The sequence below is a fragment of the Bradyrhizobium sp. CCBAU 51753 genome, from assembly GCF_015291565.1.
Lineage (GTDB): Bacteria > Pseudomonadota > Alphaproteobacteria > Rhizobiales > Xanthobacteraceae > Bradyrhizobium > Bradyrhizobium ivorense.
In genome coordinates this window covers 7,219,159-7,237,568 of the sequence record NZ_CP030037.1, presented here as the reverse complement: position 1 = coordinate 7,237,568, position 18,410 = coordinate 7,219,159, and the positions used below count along the sequence as shown (strand labels likewise).

General features: G+C 66.0%; 15 protein-coding genes. 8 read left to right on the top strand and 7 right to left on the bottom strand.

The window, feature by feature from the left end; genetic code table 11:
- Positions 1-56 precede the first annotated feature (56 nt).
- Positions 57-776: an AMP-binding protein gene (locus XH93_RS42820; RefSeq protein ID WP_256436514.1), complete on the top strand. Its 720-nt coding sequence runs from the start codon at positions 57-59 to the stop codon at positions 774-776.
- Positions 734-1,687 carry an AMP-binding protein gene (locus XH93_RS42815; protein ID WP_256436512.1) on the top strand — a complete coding sequence of 318 codons (954 nt, stop codon included), beginning with the start codon at positions 734-736 and terminating at the stop codon, positions 1,685-1,687. Before XH93_RS42820 ends, XH93_RS42815 begins: the two co-directional genes overlap by 43 nt.
- 34 nt (positions 1,688-1,721) lie before the next feature.
- Here the strand turns inward: XH93_RS42815 and XH93_RS33080 are convergent, their stop codons facing one another.
- The 3 genes from XH93_RS33080 to XH93_RS33070 are packed head-to-tail and all read right to left on the bottom strand — an operon-like array spanning position 1,722 to position 6,053.
- Positions 1,722-2,693, bottom strand: coding sequence for an HlyD family secretion protein (locus XH93_RS33080; protein WP_194470675.1), 972 nt, complete (start codon positions 2,691-2,693; stop codon positions 1,722-1,724).
- Complete coding sequence (locus tag XH93_RS33075) at positions 2,686-5,010, bottom strand: ABC transporter permease (RefSeq protein WP_194470674.1); 2,325 nt, start codon at positions 5,008-5,010, stop codon at positions 2,686-2,688. Before XH93_RS33075 ends, XH93_RS33080 begins: the two co-directional genes overlap by 8 nt.
- Positions 5,007-6,053 carry an HlyD family secretion protein gene (locus XH93_RS33070; protein ID WP_194470673.1) on the bottom strand — a complete coding sequence of 349 codons (1,047 nt, stop codon included), beginning with the start codon at positions 6,051-6,053 and terminating at the stop codon, positions 5,007-5,009. The genes XH93_RS33075 and XH93_RS33070 overlap by 4 nt, the downstream gene beginning before the upstream one ends.
- A 406-nt stretch (positions 6,054-6,459) precedes the next feature.
- On the opposite strand from XH93_RS33070, the gene XH93_RS33065 reads away from it, so the two are divergent.
- Positions 6,460-7,119, top strand: a complete 660-nt coding sequence (locus XH93_RS33065; protein WP_194470672.1) for a TetR/AcrR family transcriptional regulator — start codon at positions 6,460-6,462, stop codon at positions 7,117-7,119.
- A gap of 216 nt (positions 7,120-7,335) precedes the next feature.
- Here the strand turns inward: XH93_RS33065 and paaZ are convergent, their stop codons facing one another.
- Both paaZ and paaG read right to left on the bottom strand, forming a co-directional pair.
- Positions 7,336-9,363, bottom strand: a complete 2,028-nt coding sequence (paaZ, locus tag XH93_RS33060; RefSeq protein ID WP_194475415.1) for a phenylacetic acid degradation bifunctional protein PaaZ — start codon at positions 9,361-9,363, stop codon at positions 7,336-7,338.
- A 98-nt stretch (positions 9,364-9,461) separates the two neighbouring features.
- On the bottom strand, positions 9,462-10,253 hold the full coding sequence (gene paaG / locus XH93_RS33055) for a 2-(1,2-epoxy-1,2-dihydrophenyl)acetyl-CoA isomerase PaaG (protein WP_194470671.1): 792 nt from the start codon (positions 10,251-10,253) through the stop codon (positions 9,462-9,464).
- A gap of 565 nt (positions 10,254-10,818) precedes the next feature.
- On the opposite strand from paaG, the gene XH93_RS33050 reads away from it, so the two are divergent.
- Positions 10,819-11,940, top strand: coding sequence for a branched-chain amino acid ABC transporter substrate-binding protein (locus XH93_RS33050; protein WP_194470670.1), 1,122 nt, complete (start codon positions 10,819-10,821; stop codon positions 11,938-11,940).
- Positions 11,941-12,003: 63 nt separating this feature from the next.
- On the opposite strand, the gene XH93_RS33045 is transcribed toward XH93_RS33050, so the two are convergent.
- Positions 12,004-12,408, bottom strand: coding sequence for a GFA family protein (locus XH93_RS33045; protein ID WP_194470669.1), 405 nt, complete (start codon positions 12,406-12,408; stop codon positions 12,004-12,006).
- 174 nt (positions 12,409-12,582) lie between these two features.
- A complete protein-coding gene (locus XH93_RS33040; protein WP_194470668.1) occupies positions 12,583-13,161 on the bottom strand; it encodes a TetR/AcrR family transcriptional regulator in 579 nt (192 codons plus the stop codon).
- An 81-nt stretch (positions 13,162-13,242) separates the two neighbouring features.
- On the opposite strand from XH93_RS33040, the gene XH93_RS33035 reads away from it, so the two are divergent.
- The 4 genes from XH93_RS33035 (at position 13,243) to XH93_RS33020 (ending at position 18,102) form a co-directional block, all read left to right on the top strand.
- Entirely contained in the window at positions 13,243-13,572 is a 330-nt protein-coding gene (locus XH93_RS33035) for a monooxygenase (protein WP_194470667.1), read from the top strand.
- Between the two features lie 152 nt (positions 13,573-13,724).
- Positions 13,725-14,774, top strand: coding sequence for an aldo/keto reductase (locus XH93_RS33030; protein WP_194470666.1), 1,050 nt, complete (start codon positions 13,725-13,727; stop codon positions 14,772-14,774).
- A complete protein-coding gene (locus XH93_RS33025) occupies positions 14,771-15,625 on the top strand; it encodes an amidohydrolase (RefSeq protein ID WP_194470665.1) in 855 nt (284 codons plus the stop codon). Before XH93_RS33030 ends, XH93_RS33025 begins: the two co-directional genes overlap by 4 nt.
- 146 nt (positions 15,626-15,771) lie before the next feature.
- A complete protein-coding gene (locus XH93_RS33020; protein WP_194470664.1) occupies positions 15,772-18,102 on the top strand; it encodes a Tex family protein in 2,331 nt (776 codons plus the stop codon).
- Positions 18,103-18,410: the final 308 nt, after the last annotated feature.

Below are 18,410 nucleotides of genomic sequence, written 5' to 3'. Positions count from 1 at the left end.
TTGCTGGCCAGTGGCGATCTCGGCATATCGGCGCGGCGCAAGCGGCGGAGGTGCGCATGCAGGCAGGCGACAGCAGCGCGGCGGGGCAGCCGGTCTGGCCGCAGGCGGCCGAGCGGTTCCCGCCGGCCGACCGGATTCTCTCCACCATCCTGACGCGGCAGGCTGCGCGATACGGCGATCGCACGCTCCTTATCTGCGGCGAAACGCGATGGAGCTATGCCGAGACCGCCGGGATTGCCGCGGCGTCGGCCGCGCGGCTGATGCGGAGCGGCATTCGCACTGGCGACCGCGTCGCGCTGATGTGCTCGAACCGGCCGGAATTTCTGGAAGTGTATCTCGGCTGCGCCTGGATGGGCGCCATCTGTGTTCCGATCAACACCGCGCTGCGCGGCATCCAGCTCAGCCACATCCTGCGCAATTCGACGCCAAAGCTGCTGGTGATCGAGGCGCCGTTCATGGCGGCGATCACGACGCTGGAGCGCGAGGTCGCGCCGCCGGATCTGATCTGGAGGATCGGCGAGGGCACTGATGCGCCATCCGTGCCGGGATCGATCGCGCCACTGCCTGCACTGGGCGAAGGAGTACAACCTGCACCGGTGAGGCCCGGCGATACGGTTGCGATCCTTTATACCTCCGGCACGACCGGACCTTCCAAGGGCGTCTGCTGCCCGCAGGCGCAGATGTTCTGGTGGGGCGTCTATTCGGCGCGCGCGCTTGGTATCGTCGAGGCGACGTGCTGTTCACGACGCTGCCGCTGTTTCACACCAATGCGCTGAACGCGTTCTATCAGGCATTGCTCAACGGCTGCAGCTATGTGCTCGAACCAAAATTCTCGGCGTCCGGCTTCTGGGCCGCGGCGCGGCGGCATCAGGCGACGGTCGGCTATCTCCTGGGCGCGATGGCCGTGATGCTGCTGGCGCAGCCGTCATCCGCCGACGACACCGCCCATCGCCTCCGCGTCGCGCTCGGTGGCGGCGTGCCCGGCCAGTTTCACGAACCGTTTCTTGCGCGCTTCGGCGTGCCGCTGCTCGACGGCTACGGCTCGACCGAAACCAATTTCGTGTTCGCAAGTTCTGTGCCCTCGGATCGCCCCGGCACCATGGGCCGTCTCGTCGACGGCGTCGATGCCTGCATCGTCGATCCCGACGATGCCGTGCTGCCCGATGGCACCGCTGGCGAATTGCTGCTGCGTGCGCGCGAGCCGTTTGCATTTGCGACGGGCTATTTCGGCATGCCCGACAAGACGGTCGAGGCCTGGCGAAATCTCTGGTTTCACAGCGGCGACCGCGTGGTGCGCGATGCCGACGGTCACTACCGCTTCATCGACCGGATGAAGGATTCGATCCGCCGCCGCGGCGAGAACGTCTCGTCCTGGGAGGTGGAGCAGGTGCTGCTGAAACATCCGGCGATCGCCGCCTGCGCGATCTATCCGCTGCCGTCCGAGCTTGGCGAGGACGAAGTGGCGGCAGCCGTCCAGCTCAAGGCCGGTCATGCGCTCGAGGCGATCGACGTGGTCAAACATTGCGAGGGGCAGATGGCCTACTTCGCGATTCCGCGCTTTGTCCGCATCGTCAGCGAGATGCCGCTCACCGAGAACGGCAAGATCCGCAAGGTCGCACTGCGCGAGGCCGGGCGCACCGCCGACACCTGGGACCGCGACGCCGCGGGATACGTCGTACGACGTTGAGAGGTCCCGCGCGCCGCGTCGCCGCCGCGTGCCGTCAGCGCGGGATCCAGACCGTCATGCCCGGCTCGAGGCTTGCTGCGTCGCCCTGCGGGTCGAGCCGCAGGCGCAGCGTGTTGCGGTCGTGATCGCCGATCACCCGCTCGGCCTGCCAGGTGGCGAAGACGCCGATCGGCCGCAGCTCGGTGACGACGGCCCGGGCCGCGCCGGACGCACCGTTGCGCGTCACGTCGACCGCCTTTCCGATCGTGAGGCCGCCGAGATGATCCTCGCGCGCATTGAAGGACAGCCATTGCTTGCCGGCCGCCTCGACCATCAGGATCGGTTGTCCGGCGCGAACGTTCTCGCCGACCTCGGCGGCGACGACGCTGACGAAGCCGTCGGCCGGCGCGCGCAGGATCATTTTGTCCAGCCGGCGCTCGAGCACGGTGACGGCCGCCGCTGCGGCCTGCACCTGGGTGTCGGCGATCGCCCGTTCTTCCTTGGTCGGACCCGCGACCGCGGCGTCGTAGTTCGCCTGGGCCTTGGCCACGTCGGCGCGGGCGCCCGCGACATCGTTCTCGGCCTCGTCGAGCGCCTGCTGGGTGCCAAAGCTCTGCTGTGCCAGCGTGCTCGCCCGGGTGAGTTGGACCTCCACAAAGGTGAGGCGGGAGGTTGCCTTGGCGATCGCCGCTTTCAGCGACTCGACCTGCTCGCGGCGGACGCCGGCATAGACGTTGTTGCGGTTCGCAACCGCCGAGGCCAGCGCCGCGCGCGCCTGGTCGAGCTGCGCCGTCAACTCCACTGCCGAAAGTTTTGCCAGCACCTCGCCGGCCTGCACGCGGCTGCCCTTCGTCACCGCAATCGAGACGAGTTGGCCGTTCACTTCCGGCTCGACCCTGACCTCGGTCGAGCGGACGACGCCGACGATCGCCGACGGCGCTCCGGAGCGATTGACCGAATAGATCACGGCGCCGGCGGCGAGCGCCAGCAGCAGCGCAACGATCGCGACGCGGTTGCCCCTATGCATGTGCCCGTCCTCTCTTGACCGCAAACGCCGAGATCACGGCGAGCGCGAAATAGGCCAGCGCCAGGCACCACAGGCCGAGCCAGTCATGCGCGACCTCCCAGATGCTGGCGCCGAGCTGGTTGATGCGCACCAGGCCATCGATCGCGGCGTCGGCGGGGAATAGCCGTCCCAACGCGGTGGCCGCATCGGGAATCGCCTCGCGCGGCCAGGCAAAGCCGGCGGTGAAGAACTGCGGCAGGCTGGTCGCCAGCAGCAAAATGGTCGCGTTTTCCGGACGTGTGAACCAGGCGCCGATTGCCTGCCCGAGAAAGCTCGTCGCCAGCAGGAAGATGCTCGCCAGCGCGAAGATCTGCGGCAGGTGGCCGAGCGTCGAGAAGCCGTAGATGCGCGGCAGCACGATGAGATAAAGCGCGAGCGCCGGCAAGTAGATCGTCAAATGCGCGACGCCGCGGCCGAGCACGCCGCTAAACGCTCCGCCGCCGGCCGCCAGCGCGGTGCCGGTCAGCATCGCCGCGCCGATCAGCAGCGTCTGCTGCAGGATCAGGATGAACGCGGCGGGCACGATGTAGCTCGCATAGCCGCCGACCGGGTTGAAGACCGGCTGCAGCAGAACGCTGGCCGGGCTGATGCTCGCCAGCTTCGCCTTGACGATGCTGCCGTCCGAGCGCGCGCCCCGTGCCGCCAGATCGGAGGTCAGCGACCCGATCGCGGTGGCGATCCCGCTGGCGATCGATCGGAAGATGAAGAGGTAGGTGCCATCCGCGTAGACCGGAATGTGCGCGGTGATGCCCTTGAGCACGTCGCGCTCGGTGCCCGGCGGGATGTCCACGGCGGCAAAGGCCTTGCCGCGATCGATGGCGGCGTGCGCTTCGGCCAGCGTGCGGGCGCGCACCGTCACGCTCAATGTGCCGCTGGCATCGAGCGTCTCGACGATCTGCCGGGAGAGGTCGCTCAGATCGTTGTCGACCACCGCGATCGGAAGTTTGCGCAGGATCTGGTTCAGATAGGGCTGCGGATAATAGATGCCGTAGATCAGCGGAGCCAGGAACAGTAGGGTGAAGGCGCTCCGCGTTCCGAGCGCACGCCGCCACTCCGCCATGAAGGCGCCGCCGATGCCGTGCGCCGGCCGCTCGCTCTCGGCCGGTTCGGCGGGCCGCGCCGCCTCGAACCAGCCCCTGCGCTTGAGGCTCGCCATGCGCCACCAGGCGAGGCCGGCGAAGATGATCGCGAGTGCGGCAAGTGCCGCGAACGGAACGGCGGATTCTGCGACCGGCAATCCGCGCGCCGCCTGCCCGAGCAGCACGGCCATGTACCAGCGCAGCGGCAGGATCGCGCTCCAGACTTGCGCGAAGCCGTTCATGGCGATGGTGGGAAAGCCGACGCCGGCATAGCCGAATGCCGGCGAGGCGATCAGGCCGGCAAGTCCGAGCCCGGTCGCGAGGTCGCCAACCAGAAGCTGCAGCAGCGCGCTCATCGACATATAGGCGATGATCAAGAGCGAGGCGGCGGCGACCATCAGCAGCAGATCGCCCTTGAAGGAGATTTGCAGTACGCCCTCCAGCACCAGCGGCTCGGCCAGCATGACCAGGACGAAGATGACGAACAGCGGGGCGAGCTTGCCGGCCAGTGCGACCAGCGGATCGCCGCCGGCGCTTTTCAGCCACTCCCGGGCATTGCGCCGGTGGAACTCGGAGCCGACCGAATAGCCGGCTGCGAGCGTGATCACGACATGGATGATGGTCGGCAGCAGCGCACGCAGCAGGAACTGCGCGTAGTTCTTTTGCGGGTTGACCAGCGCGATGGTCTCCGCGGTCAGCGTTCCCGTGGCCGTTAGCGCAGGCGCCGCGGTCGCAGCAGGCGCGGCGACACGCGCCGCCGCGGACAGCGCATCGTTCAAGCCTGAGGACGCAATGCCGGCCGCCGTCAGGAATTGCTGGTTGTAGAACCCGACCACCTGCGGGCGGCGTTGCGCGTTGACGTCGCGCTCGAAATTCGGCGGGATATAGACCGCCGAAATCGCCTTGCCGGACCGGATGTCCTGCACCGCCGTGGACAGCGTGCCGGAGCGGTCGACGATGTTCAGGCTCGGCGAGGCCGCGATGTATTCCACCAGCGCGCGCGAGGTGTCAGACTTGTCTTCGTCGACCACCGTGACGCCGAGCCCCCGGATCACCGGGTGGCTGAACACCGTGGTGAGCACCACGAAGGCAAACAGCGGCACGCCGAAGATCAAGAGCAGCGCCACGCGATCGTGCAGCAGCCAGCGGCTTTCGCGCAGTGCGACCCGCCAGAATCCCGGCTTCGATCCTAGCCTCATTGCCGCGTCCGCCAGTCGAGATAGGCGCTCATGCCCGGCCGCAGCTCGGGTATCGGCTGCACCGGATAGGCGCGGATCGAGAATGTCCGCAGGTCGAAATCGCCGGTGGCGCGGGTCGCCCGCCAGCTGGCATATTCGCCCTTGGTCGCGATCAGCTTGACCTCGACGGTGACGCGGCGATCATCGAGCGCCGGAATCCGGACGTCGAACTTGTCGCCGACCTTCAGGCCCTTCACCAGATCCTCGCGCAGATCGAAGTGGATCCAGAGATCGGCGAGATTGATCAGGGTCACCAGCGGAACGCCCGGCGACACATATTCACCCGGCTCCACATTGCGCTGATAAATCTGCGAGGCGACCGGGGCGTAGACCGCGAGCTGATCGATGACCGATTGAACACTCTGGATGTCCGCTTCGGCCTTCTCGACATTGGCCTTGGCGATCGCCCGTTCTTCCTTGGTGTAGCCGTTGACCGCCTGTTCATAGGCCGACTTGGTCTGATCGAGTCCGCGCTCGGCCTCGTGCAGCGCGTCGGTCACCTGGTCGAGCCGGGCCTGCGGCGCGTTGCCCTGCTCGGTCAACGTGTGCACGCGGTCAAACGTCTTCTGCGCCAGTTCCACCGCGGCCTGCGCGCGCTCCATCTCCGCCTTGCGCGCCGCTACGGTTTCCACCCGCGTTCCGACCAGCACATTGGCAAGCTGGGCCTCGGCGACGGCCTTTGCCGCCTTCATCTGCTCGATCTTGGCCAGCGTTTCCGGATTGTCGATCCGGACCAGCATGGCGTTCGCAGCGACGTTCTGACCGCGCTCGACAGGAATTTCCTTGACCCGTCCGTCGACGCGCGCGGCGATATCAAGCCGCGTCGCATCGACCTCGCCCTGAACCAGCAGCGGTTCGGGTCGCAGCAGATAGAAGATGGAAAGCGCAGCGACGGCCAGCGCGACGATCCCGACGATGATGGCCGGCGTGCGCGTATGGTCTCTTGGTGCGGGAGGCGCCTCGGACGTGGGTTGGATCTCGTTACCCGGGGTCTGTCCGTCCATGGCTCGCTCCACTTGGTCGATGACCAGGATAGCGAGTTACTATGGCCCGATTGTAAAGCGCTGTCCAACGTCGCCGCGCCGGCCTGCTCGATCTGCTCAAACGGACAAATTCATGGCTGGTGCGGACAGCCGCTCGGCAATCTGTTTGAAATGGTGCACATCGAGTACTGCCCGGTCAGATTGTTCACGATCGCCGCTACGGGCCCAATAACAGCATCGACAAAACCGCCCTTGAGCCGTGACGGAGCAACAGAGGCGCTATTCCGTATCCGGCGTGGAATTATCCGACCGGATGGTCAATAAATAACGGCCCGGTAAGCTGCCGGGCTGTTTGTTTTTGGCATTTGCCTTTATTGATTGGTCTCAAGCGGATGGCCGAACGGCCGGTTGGTGGAACGGACGAGACATGGCCCGAACGCGCGCCAAGGACTACGACGACAAGGCTCTCTCTATCCTGCATCGCTCGGCCGAGCTGTTTGCGGCATCGGGATATGTCGGCACGTCGATGAACACGATCGCGGACGCGTGCGGAGTCTCGAAGGCGTTGCTCTACCATTACCATCCGGACAAGGAGTCGATCCTCTTCGATATCCTATCGTCCCATCTGCAGGAGTTGGTTGCGGCGGTCGAGCAGGCGAACGCGGCACCCGGCGAGCCGGTGCAGCGTTTGCGAACCATCATCGGCACGCTGCTCGAGCTCTACCGGCATGCCGATGCCGAGCATCAAGTCCAGATCGCAAGCCTCAAGCTGTTGCCGAAGGACAAGCAGGAGCCGCTGCTCGCCAGCGAGCGGGTCCTGGTCGAGATCATGTCGGATGCGCTGGCCGCAGCGGTGCCGGCGGCGAAGCAGAAGCGCGTGCTCAAGCCGCTGACGATGAGCGTCTTCGGCATGCTGAACTGGCATTACATGTGGTTCCGCGAGGGCGGACCGCTGACCCGCGCCGACTATGCCGACTTCGTCGTGCGCCTGGTGCTGGCCGGTGCCGACGAGGCGGTGACGGCGGCGGCCCGGCCGCGCGGCAAGAGCAAGTCGGCCAGCCGGAGCCGGCAGGCCGAGCTGCTGTAGCAAACGCCGAGCAACGGACTCCGCTTACCTCGCCCCGCCTGCGGGGAGAGGTCGGAACGCATCGTTAGATGCGTTCCGGGTGAGGGGGAGTCTCCGCAAGCGCAGCTAGTCGTATACACGCGGAGGCAGCCCCTCACCCCAACCCTCTCCCCGTAAGAACGGGGAGAGGGGGCGCAGCGCCGCTGCGGTCGCTGTTTGACTTAATCCTACCCCGCTCTACGTCCGCATCGCGTTCATGGTCAGCAGCTCGTAGGTCGCCGCGGTCTCGCCGGTGCCGGTGGTGATCTCGACGTCCCAGCGCACTTCGCCGTATTGCTTGTTGCGCGGCGTCTTCTCCTTGGCGGTCAGGCGCACCTGGATGGATTCGCCCGGCTGCACCGGCTTGATGAAGCGCAACGAGTCGAGGCCGTAATTCGCCAGCACCGGACCGTAGTCGGGATCGACGAACAGGCCGGCCGCGAATGACAGCAGCAGATAGCCATGGGCGACGCGGCCGGGGAAGAACGGGTGTCCCTTGGTCGCTTCCTCGTCCATGTGGGCGTAGAAGGTGTCGCCGGTGAAGTGCGCGAAGTGCTCGATGTCCTCGAGCGTGATCTGCCGCGATTTCGAGACCAGGGTGCGGCCGATCTCGAGATCGTCGTAGTGATAGCGGAACGGGTGCAGCGCGCCGTCGAGCACGGGGCTGCCCTTGAACCAGCGGCCGGTGACGCCGGACAGCATGCGCGGCGAGCCCTGCAGCGCGGTGCGCTGCATGTAATGCTGCAGGCTGCGCACGCCGCCGAGCTCCTCGCCGCCGCCGGCGCGGCCCGGCCCGCCATGCACCATCTGCGGCATCGGCGAACCGTGGCCGGTATGCTCGGTGGCGCAGTCGCGGTCGATGATGGCGACGCGGCCATGGAAACTGCCGATCTCGAACGCGAGCTCAGTCGCCGCCGCAATGTCATGCGTATAGATCGAGGCGACCAGGCTGCCGCCGCCGCGGTTGGTCAGCGCAACGGCCTGGTCGAGATCGTCGTAGCCCATCACGGTGCTGACGGGTCCGAACGCCTCGATCTCGTGCACCGCAGTTGCAGCCGTGGGCTTCGCGCAATGCAACAGCAGCGGCGGCACGAAGGCGCCGCGCTTGGCGTCGGCGTCGAGCAGCGCAAACTTCTCGGGATCGCCAGTCACCAGTTCGGCCTCGGTCCGCAGCTTCGCCACGTGGGCCAGCACGTCGCTGCGTTGGCTCAGGCCCACCAGCGGTCCCATCCTGACCTTATCGTTGTCCGGATTGCCGAGCGTGACCTTGGCGAGGCGGTCGCGCAGCGCGGTGATCACGGCGTCGATCTGCGCCGCCGGCGCCAGCGCGCGGCGGATCGCGGTGCATTTCTGCCCCGCCTTCACCGTCATCTCCTTCGCCACCTCCTTGATGAAGAGGTCGAACTCCGGGGTTCCCGGCACCGCATCCGGCGCGAGGATCGCCGCGTTGAGCGAATCCCGTTCCGCGATGAACCTGACGGCTTCGCGCGCGATCACCGGATGACGCTGCAGCTTTTGCGACGTGTCGGCCGAGCCGGTGAAGGAGACGACATCCTGGCAGGTGAGGTGGTCGAACAAATCGCCGGTCGATCCGACGATGAATTGCAGCGCGCCTTCGGGCAGCACCTTGGACTCGCTGATCATCCGGACCACCTCGTGCGCCACATAGGACGTGACGGTCGCAGGCTTGGTGACGACGGGAACGCCGGCGAGCAGCGCGGGGGCCAGCTTCTCCAGCATGCCCCAGCACGGGAAGTTGAACGCGTTGATGTGCACCGCGACGCCGTGCAGCGAGGTCACGACATGCTGGCCGGCGAACGCGCCGCCCTTCGAGAGCCCTTCGACGGCGCCGTCGAGCAGGAATCTTGTGTTCGGCAGCTCGCGGCGGCCCTTGCCGGCATAGGAGAACAGCGTGCCGATGCCGCCGTCGACATCGATCATCGCATCGGTCCGGGTGCAGCCGGCGTAGAGCGACAGCTGGTAAAGCCGGTCCTTGTGCTGGCTCAGATGGTCGGCCAGCGCCTTCAGCAGTCCGGCGCGCTGGTGGAACGTCAGCTTGCGCAGGTTCTTGCCGCCGACCGCGCGGCCATAGCTGAGGATCTCGCGCATGTCGAGATCGCTCCGGGTTGCGAGCGCGACCACATCGCCGGTCACGGCGCTGTGGATCTCCGTCGCCGGTTCGCCAGGGCCGGTCCACTTGCCGCGAACAAAACTGTCGAGTTGCAACACGTTGCTGGATTGAGGCTGTGCCATTGTGTTGAATCCGTGAATCCCTGATCGATGAGTGAGTCTAGTCTTGCCGTGAGAACGTTCAACCTGACGGCTCAGGCGCGTCCGATGAACCGCGGCGCGCGCTTATCGAGAAAGGCGGTGACGCCCTCGGCGTAGTCGGATGTCCGGCCGGCGCGGCCCTGATAGTCGCGCTCGAGCTCGAGCTGCGCGTCGAGCGTGTTGGTCTCGGAGGCATCCAGCGCCTGCTTGATCAAGGCGAGGCCATCGGTCGGCTGCGCCGCGAGATAGGCGGCGAGGGCGTGGGCTTCGGTCATCAGCTCGGCATCCTCCACCACCTTCCAGATCATGCCCCAGGCTTCCGCGCGTTCCGCCGAGACCGGCTCGGCGAGCATGGCCAGCGCCCGGGCCCGCGCGCCGCCGACCAGTCGCGGCAGAAACCAGGTGCCGCCGGAGTCCGGGACCAGGCCGATCTTGGCAAAGGCCTGGATGAACTTGGCCGAGCGCGCGGCGATCACGATGTCGCAGGCAAAGGCGACATTGGCGCCGGCGCCCGCGGCGACGCCGTTGACCGCGCACAGCACCGGCAGCGGCAGGCTGCGCAGCTTGCGCACCAGCGGATTGTAATACTTTTCGATCTGTAACGAGAGATCGGGCGTTTCGCCCGGTGTGAACACGCCGTCGGAAAGGTCCTGGCCGGCGCAGAACCCGCGTCCGGCCCCCGTCAACAGCACGGCGCGGCAGGACTTGTCGCTCTCCGCCGCGGTCAGCGCCGCCATCAATGCGGCGTGCATCTCGCCGCTGAAGGCGTTCAGGCGGTCGGGCCGGTTGAGCGTCAGGACGCGATATCCGTCGCGGACATCGGTCAACACCAAGTCGCTGACCATGGTTTTCCTCCCGTGTTCGGTTTCTGCTGACCGGGGACAAAGCTCGCATACCCCTGCGACCGAATTACTATTAACCGTCCGGTCGGTCAATTATAATTCTCCGCATCGGCGGATGCGCTGCGGTGTGGCGCGGATCGGTCACTCGCGCATCGCTGGCGCGGCGCGGCGATTCGCGTCTCGCCTCGCAATCACGACGTGATGACCGGGCTGTGACGGGCAGCACATTGCACGAGCGTTTCGCGCGAAGCGGATACCGGTTCGCGTGAAGACAACGCGTCATGACAAGTGTCTAAAACTCCGTTCCGATGCCATCGGAATTGGAAATAGCTGCAGTGTGATCTTAGAGCACATCCAAGTCGCCCGCTGTTCCGCGTTTCCCGACGGCAATGCACGACAACGTGTTTCACATTGTTGCGCAATGTCGCATATGTCCAATCCCCCGTCGTCTCAGTCCGAGCCTGCCAGCCAGCACCCGCCTAAAAGGCAGCCCCCGGTGATCGTCGCATTCGGCGAGATTCGTTGGTGCGATGCATTGAGACGACTTAAGACCATCGAGGAGAATAGGATGAAGTTCGCACTTCGAGGATATTGTCTTGCGCTCGGCGCCAGCCTGGCGCTGTCCGGCGCCGCCATGGCCCAGGATATCAGCGTTGCCGTGGTCGGTCCGATGACCGGTTCGGAAGCAAGCTTCGGCCAGCAGTTCAAGAACGGTGCTGAACTGGCCGTCGCCGACATCAACGCGGCCGGCGGCGTGCTCGGCAAGAAGCTGAAACTGGAAATCGGCGACGATGCCTGCGATCCCAAACAGGCGGTGTCGGTGGCCGAGAAGATGGCCAGCATGAAGATCCCGTTCGTCGACGGACATTTCTGCTCGTCGACCTCGATCCCGGCCTCCGACTCCTACGCCGAGGGCAACGTGCTGCAGATCACCCCGGGCTCGACCAACCCGCTCTACACCGAGCGCGGCCTGTGGAACACGTTCCGCGTCTGCGGCCGCGACGACCAGCAGGGCATGGTCGCGGCGGCCTACATCATCAAGAACTACAAGACCAAGAATGTCGCGATCATCCACGACAAGACCACCTACGGCAAGGGCCTTGCCGACGAGACGAAGAACGCCATCAACGCCGCCGGCGTGAAGGAAAAGCTCTACGAAGCCTACACCAAGGGCGACAAGGACTTTGCCGCGCTGGTGTCCCGCTTCAAGAAGGAGAATATCGATTTCGTCTATGTCGGCGGCTACTACGCCGAGGCGGCGCTGATCCTGCGCCAGATGCGCGAGCAGGGCGTCAATGCCGTGCTGATGGGCGGCGACGCGCTGGTCGACAAGCAGTTCGCGGCGATCGCGGGGCCGCTTGCCGAGGGCTCGCTGTTCACCTTCTCGCCCGATCCGCGCAAGAAGCCGAGCGCGGCCGCGACCTTGAAGAAGTTCAAGGACAAGGGCATCGATCCCGACGGCTATACGCTCTACAGCTACGCCGCGTTCCAGATCTGGAGCCAGGCGGCCGCCCGCGCCCAGAGCACCGACGCCAAGAAGGTCGCCGCGACCATCAAGGCCGGCAAGTGGGACACCGTGCTCGGCAACATCAGCTACACGCCGAAGGGTGACATCACCCTGATCGACTATGTCGTGTACCGCCGCGACAAGGACGGCAACTACGCCGAACTGCCGGCTGCCGGTCAGTGATCGCACGCCGCGACGCCGGTCCTCCCTGACTGGCGTCGCGGCAGCAGCTTCTGCCGCCAGCGGTCACACGTTCTGCGCAAAGCGCGCGGCGCCCGGCACCGGGGCAAGCCATTCCGCCGCTCGATCGGTATAGATCTCGGCTTGCGGCTGTAGCCCCTCCAGGTTGTCGAGTGTGCCGGCCTTCACCACGACCTTTCCCGGCATCAGTGCTGATATCGCCAGGATCGGCGAGCCGCATCGCCCGCAGAAATGACGGAGCACCGGATGGCCGCTGTCGCCGGTATCGACGAACACCGACGTTTCGCCGGACTGCTCGTAGTCGGCCTCGCGGATCACGAGGTTGAAGGAGAACAGGCTGCCGCTTTGCCGCTGGCAGTGTGTGCAGTGACAGATCGCGATCGAGCGCGGCTCGCTCTTCAGCACGTAACGCACCGCGCCGCACAGGCAGCCGCCGTTCCGATCCGGCATGATGTAATCTCCAGCGTGATTTGATCGTCAGATATTTGGGGCACGGGTTGCGCAAAATCTATCCCCGTCATTGCGAGCGAAGCGAAGCAATCCATTGTCACCGCCCGCGCTGAAGGATGGATTGCTTCGTCGCTGTCGCTCCTCGCAATGACGGCTGCATGCAATCGCTGATTCTCAGCCCTCGCCAACCACCGCGTCGATGAAGGTCGCGGCCGTCTCCTTCAACTGCTTGCGGCTGTAGCCGGCGCGCTCCATCACCGCGAGGCCGCGCGTGAAGGTGACGATGACGCGCGCCAGCCGATTGGCGTCGGCGTTGCTGCGCCGGCCCGGCGTGGCGCTGATGGTTTTGGCGACGAGCGCTTCCAGCCCGGCCAGCACGTCCCTGACGCGCTGGCGCACCTCCGCGCTCGAAATCGTCGCGTCGAGCGCGGTGCGGGTGGTCAGGCAGCCGCGCGGCGGCGCGCCGTCGGTCATGTTGACGATGATCATCTCGAAGAAGCTTTTCAGCCCGGCCGCGGCATCGCCCTGGCCGAGCGCGTTACCGGCGGCTTCCAAAAACTGCTCGGCATACTGGTCGAAGGCGCGCAGAAAAATCGCTTCCTTGTCGCCATAGGCGTTGTAGAGGCTGCCGCGCTGCACGCCGGTCGCGGCCGCAAGATCCTGCATGGTCGCATCGTGCAGGCCCTTGCGCCAGAACACGTCGAGCGCGGTCGCGATCACCTCGTCCTCGTCGAACTGACGCACGCCCACCATTCGGCTCACCTCATCGATCCATTCTTGACATTGTGGTCAATATTGACATTGATGTCAAGAATGGTGTTTCAGGAGGTTCGCATGATTACCGCACTCACGACGTTCATCTTGCCTAAGCCGATCACGCGCGAGGAGGCGCGCGACATCTTCATGAGCACCGCGCCGACCTATCGCGGAATTCAGGGCCTGCTGCGGAAGACCTATGTGCTGTCGGAGGACGGGTCGACGGTCGGCGGCGTTTATCTCTGGAACTCAAGGCCGGAGGCGGAAGCCCTGTACACGGATGCCTGGCGCGCATTCGTTCGGGAGAAGTACGGCACCGAGCCGACGGTGACCTATTTCGAAAGTCCCGTGGTGGTCGACAACGTCGCGCAGCAGATCGTCGCCGACGGGAAGATTGTTGCATCGTAACGCCGAGCCGGATGGCGGCAGCGGAACTCTCGATTGGCCGTCTGGGGCCGCACGCAGTTTTTCCAGCCGACCACCACGTGCGTCGGCTTGTGTTTGACGAGGCTGCAAGGCTAGTCTCCCCGCAATCAAGAAGATTGCAGGGAGCCGCCGCGATGAACCAACAACAATCCTCCAATCCGATCGCCGCTTCCGCCCTGCCGCGCCGCAGGCTCGGCCGCACCGGGCTCGAAGTTTCGATCCTCGGCTTCGGCACCGCGCCGCTCGGCGATCTCTTTGCGCGGCTCGACGATGCCAAGGCGATCGCAGCGGCGGAGCGGGCGTTTGCGCTCGGCGTCAATTTGCTGGACTCCTCGCCGCTCTATGGCCATGGCCTCGCCGAGCATCGCTGCGGCACCGCGCTGCGGCGGGTGGCGCGCGACAGCGTCATCCTGTGCACCAAGGTCGGGCGCTGGATGGATCCGTTCCACGACCGCGGTGACGGCTCCAATTTCGTCGGCGGCCAGCCGCATCGCGCGGTGGTCGATTATTCCTATGACGGAACCATGCGCTCGGTCGAGCAGTCGCTGCTGCGGCTCGGCACCGACCGCATCGACCTGCTGCTGATCCACGATGTCGACGTCTGGACCCACGGCCGTGACGCGATCGAGGCACGGTTTCGCGAGGCCATGGAGGGCGCCTATGTCGCCCTCGACAAATTGCGGAGCGAGCGTGTCGTCAAGGGCATCGGCATCGGCGTCAACGAGGCCGAGATGTGCGTGCGTTTCGCCAAGGCCGGCACCTTCGACACCATGCTGCTCGCGGGCCGTTATTCGCTGCTGGAACAGCCGGCGCTCGCCGAGTTCCTGCCGCTGGCAGAGGCGCAGGGCATCGGCGTCATGCTCGGTGGCGTGTTCAACTCCGGCATCCTCGCCACCGGCGCGGTCAGCGGCGCCAAGTACAATTACAAGGACGCGCCGCTCGACATGATGCAGAAGGTCGCCGCGATCGAGCGGGTCTGCCGCGCGCATGGCGTGGCGCTGCCGACCGCCGCCCTGCATTTCGCGCTGGGCCATCCGGCGGTCGCAAGCCTCGTGCTCGGCGCGCAGGCGCCTGAGGAAGTCGAGCGCAACGTCGTCGCGCTGTCGACGCCGGTTCCGTCAGCGTTGTGGCGCGACCTCAAGGCCGAGCGGCTGCTCGACGTCAACGCGCCGGTGCCGGCATGATGCGGATCGATGCCCATCACCATGTCTGGCGGCTGTCGCGCGCCGATTACGGCTGGCTGACCGAAAACCTCGCGCCGATCTATCGCGATTTCGGCCTGCCCGACCTGACGCCGCATCTGGCCGCCGCCGGGATCGCGGGCACGATCCTGGTGCAGGCCGCGCCGACCGAGGCGGAGACCGGGTTCCTGCTCGACGTCGCCAAAGGCAGTGAGTTGGTGCGCGGCGTGGTCGGCTGGATCGACTTCGACGCCGACGATGCCGCGGCGCGGGTCGATGCGATCGCGGAACGCGATTTGCTGGTCGGCCTGCGCCCGATGGTGCAGGACATCGCCGATGACGACTGGCTGCTGCGCGAGGAACTGACCGCGCCGCTGGAAGCGATGGCGCAGTACGACCTGGTGTTCGATGCGCTGGTGCTGCCGCGCCATCTGCCGCGGCTGGTCGAATTGGTCGATCGCCATCCCGACCTGCAATTTGTGCTCGATCATTTCGGCAAGCCGCAACTCGCCTCGGGCGACATCGCGGCCTGGAAGGACGATGTCGCGACACTCGCCGCGCGCGCCAACATCGTCTGCAAGCTGTCGGGCCTGGCGACGGAGGCCGCACCCGGCTGGCAGGTTGCAGATCTGCGCGAGGCCGTCGATCACGTGCTGGCGTGCTTCGGGCCGCAGCGGCTGCTGTGGGGCAGCGACTGGCCGGTGGTCAATCTCGCCGGCGGCTATGCGCAATGGTTGTCGGCAAGCGAGACGTTGCTGGCTGATTTGTCAAGTGATGCAAGGGATGCGATTTTCGGCGGCAATGCGGCGCGCGTCTATTTGTCAAGCCGCGGGCGGCCAACATCCCGGAAATAGATCGTAGGCCGGCGCCAAATTTGATCCACAGCGCGCCTTGATGAATCAATCCGGGATGGTCCATAAGCGGCGTCCGCGCCGCCGCAAATCAGCAGTGCAAGTCCGCAGTGCTAATCCGGCGGTGCAACGAAGTCAGAGAGACGAGCGTGGCAAAGATTCATCGACAGATTGCGCAGGAGCTGGGGGTTCGCGACGAGCAGGTCGAGGCGGCGGTGACGCTGCTCGACGGCGGCGCCACGGTGCCGTTCATCGCGCGCTACCGCAAGGAGCTCACCGGCGCGCTCGATGACGCGCAGCTGCGCACGCTGGAAGAGCGCCTCACATACTTGCGCGAGCTCGAGGAGCGCCGCGCCGCGGTGCTCAATTCGATCCGCGAGCAGGGCAAGCTCGATGCGGCCCTCGAAGCCCAGATCATGGCCGCCGACAGCAAGGGCCGTCTGGAAGACATCTATCTGCCGTACAAGCCGAAGCGCCGCACCAAGGCCGAGATCGCCAAGGAGGCCGGGCTCGAGCCGCTCGCCGACTTGCTGATGGCCAAGCCCGAGAACGATCCGACCGAGGCCGCTGCACCGTTCGTCGATGCCGAGAAGCAGGTCGCCGATGTCGCGGCTGCGCTCGACGGCGCGCGCGCCATCCTGGTCGAGCGCTTCGCCGAGGATGCCGATCTGATCGGCGCGCTGCGCGAGGAGATGTGGAGCAACGGCGTCATGGTCTCCACCGTCCGCAAGGGCAAGAAGACTGAGGGCGAAAAGTTCAAGGACTATTTCGAGTACAGCGGCGCGCTGCCAAAACTGCCGTCGCACCGCATCCTGGCGCTGTTCCGCGGCGAGAAGGAGGAGATCCTCGACCTCGCGATCAAGCCGGAGGCGCAGGAGCCGGCGGCCGGCGTGCCGAGCACGTACGAATTGAGGATCATGCACCGCGTCGGAATCTCCAACCAGGGCCGCAAGGGCGACAAATGGCTGGCCGAGACGGTGCGCTGGGCCTGGCGCACCAAAATCCAGATCCATCTCAACATCGATCTGCGGATGCGGCTGTGGACCGCGGCCGAGACCGAAGCGGTGCGGGTGTTCGCCTCCAATCTGCGCGACCTCCTGCTCGCCGCCCCGGCCGGCGCGCGCGCCACGATGGGGCTCGATCCCGGTTACCGCACCGGCGTCAAGGTCGCCGTGGTCGACGCCACCGGCAAGGTGCTGGCGACCACCGCGATCTTCCCGCACGAACCGCAGCGGCGCTGGGACGAGGCGCTCGCCATCCTCGGTAAGCTCGCGATCGAGCATGGCGTCGAGCTGATCGCGATCGGTAACGGCACCGCCTCGCGCGAGACCGACAAGCTCGCGACCGAGCTGGTGCAACGGCTCGCCGATCGCAAGATCACCAAGATCGTGGTCTCGGAGGCCGGCGCGTCGGTCTATTCGGCCTCGGCCTTCGCCTCCAGCGAACTGCCCGAGCTCGACGTCACCATGCGCGGTGCGGTCTCGATCGCGCGCCGGCTGCAGGATCCGCTGGCCGAGCTGGTCAAGATCGATCCGAAGGCGATCGGCGTCGGCCAGTACCAGCACGATCTCGGCGAAGCAAAACTTGCGAAGTCGCTCGATGCCGTGGTGGAAGACTGCGTCAACGCGGTCGGCGTCGATGCCAACACCGCCTCGGTGCCGCTGCTGGCCCGGGTGTCGGGCATCGGGCAGGGGCTGGCGCAGAGCATCGTGCAGCACCGCGACGCCAACGGCCCGTTCAAGTCGCGCAAGGCGCTGAAGGACGTGCCGCGGCTCGGGCCGAAGGCGTTCGAGCAATGCGCCGGCTTCCTCCGCATCAGCAACGGCGACGATCCCTTGGATTCCTCCGGCGTGCATCCGGAAGCCTATCCGGTGGTGCGGCGCATCCTCGAGGCGACCAAGAGCGACATCAAGGCACTGATCGGCAATGCCGACGTGGTGCGCGGGCTCAAGCCGCAGGCCTTCGTCGACGACACGTTCGGCCTGCCCACCGTCACCGACATTCTGCGCGAACTGGAAAAGCCCGGCCGCGACCCGCGCCCGGCGTTCAAGGCCGCGGTGTTCAAGGAAGGCGTCGAGGAGGTCAAGGACCTCAAGAAGGGCATGATCCTCGAAGGCACCGTGACCAACGTCGCCGCGTTCGGCGCCTTCGTCGACATCGGCGTGCACCAGGATGGATTGGTGCACATTTCGGCGATGTCAAAGACCTTCATCAAGGACCCGCGCGAGGTGGTGAAGCCCGGCGATATCGTCAAGGTCAAGGTTTTGGACGTCGAGGTCGCGCGCAAGCGCATCGCGCTGACGCTTCGGCTCGACGACGAGGTCGGGCCGAAGAAGGAGAACTCCGGTGGGTCGCGGGATTTCTCGCGCGGTTCGATGACGTCATCGGCGCCGCGCCGGCCGCAGGAGCAGTCCGGCGGCGCGCTCGCCGACGCGCTGCGCCGCGCCGCGGAGAAGAACGGACGCGGCAAGCCGACGTAAGTGAAGCGACGAAGCAATCCATCTGTCCGTGCATGCGGTACGATGGATTGCTTCGCGGAGCCTGTCATCGGGCGCGCGTTCGCGCGACCCGTTGGCTCGCAATGACGTCGAGTGATGCGCCATCGCTCTGGTGCCGGTCGACGCTAACGACTCCGTGCCATCACATCATCGTCAGAGGGTGCCGCGCAAACTAACTTCAGCGTCAGAATCTGGCGCATTTGTAAGTTGAAGAAGCCCTCCGATTTGCATCTCCTGATGCACGTCTTCCTGCGGCGTAAGCAATTTGCCGCAGCTCAGCGACGGAGGTT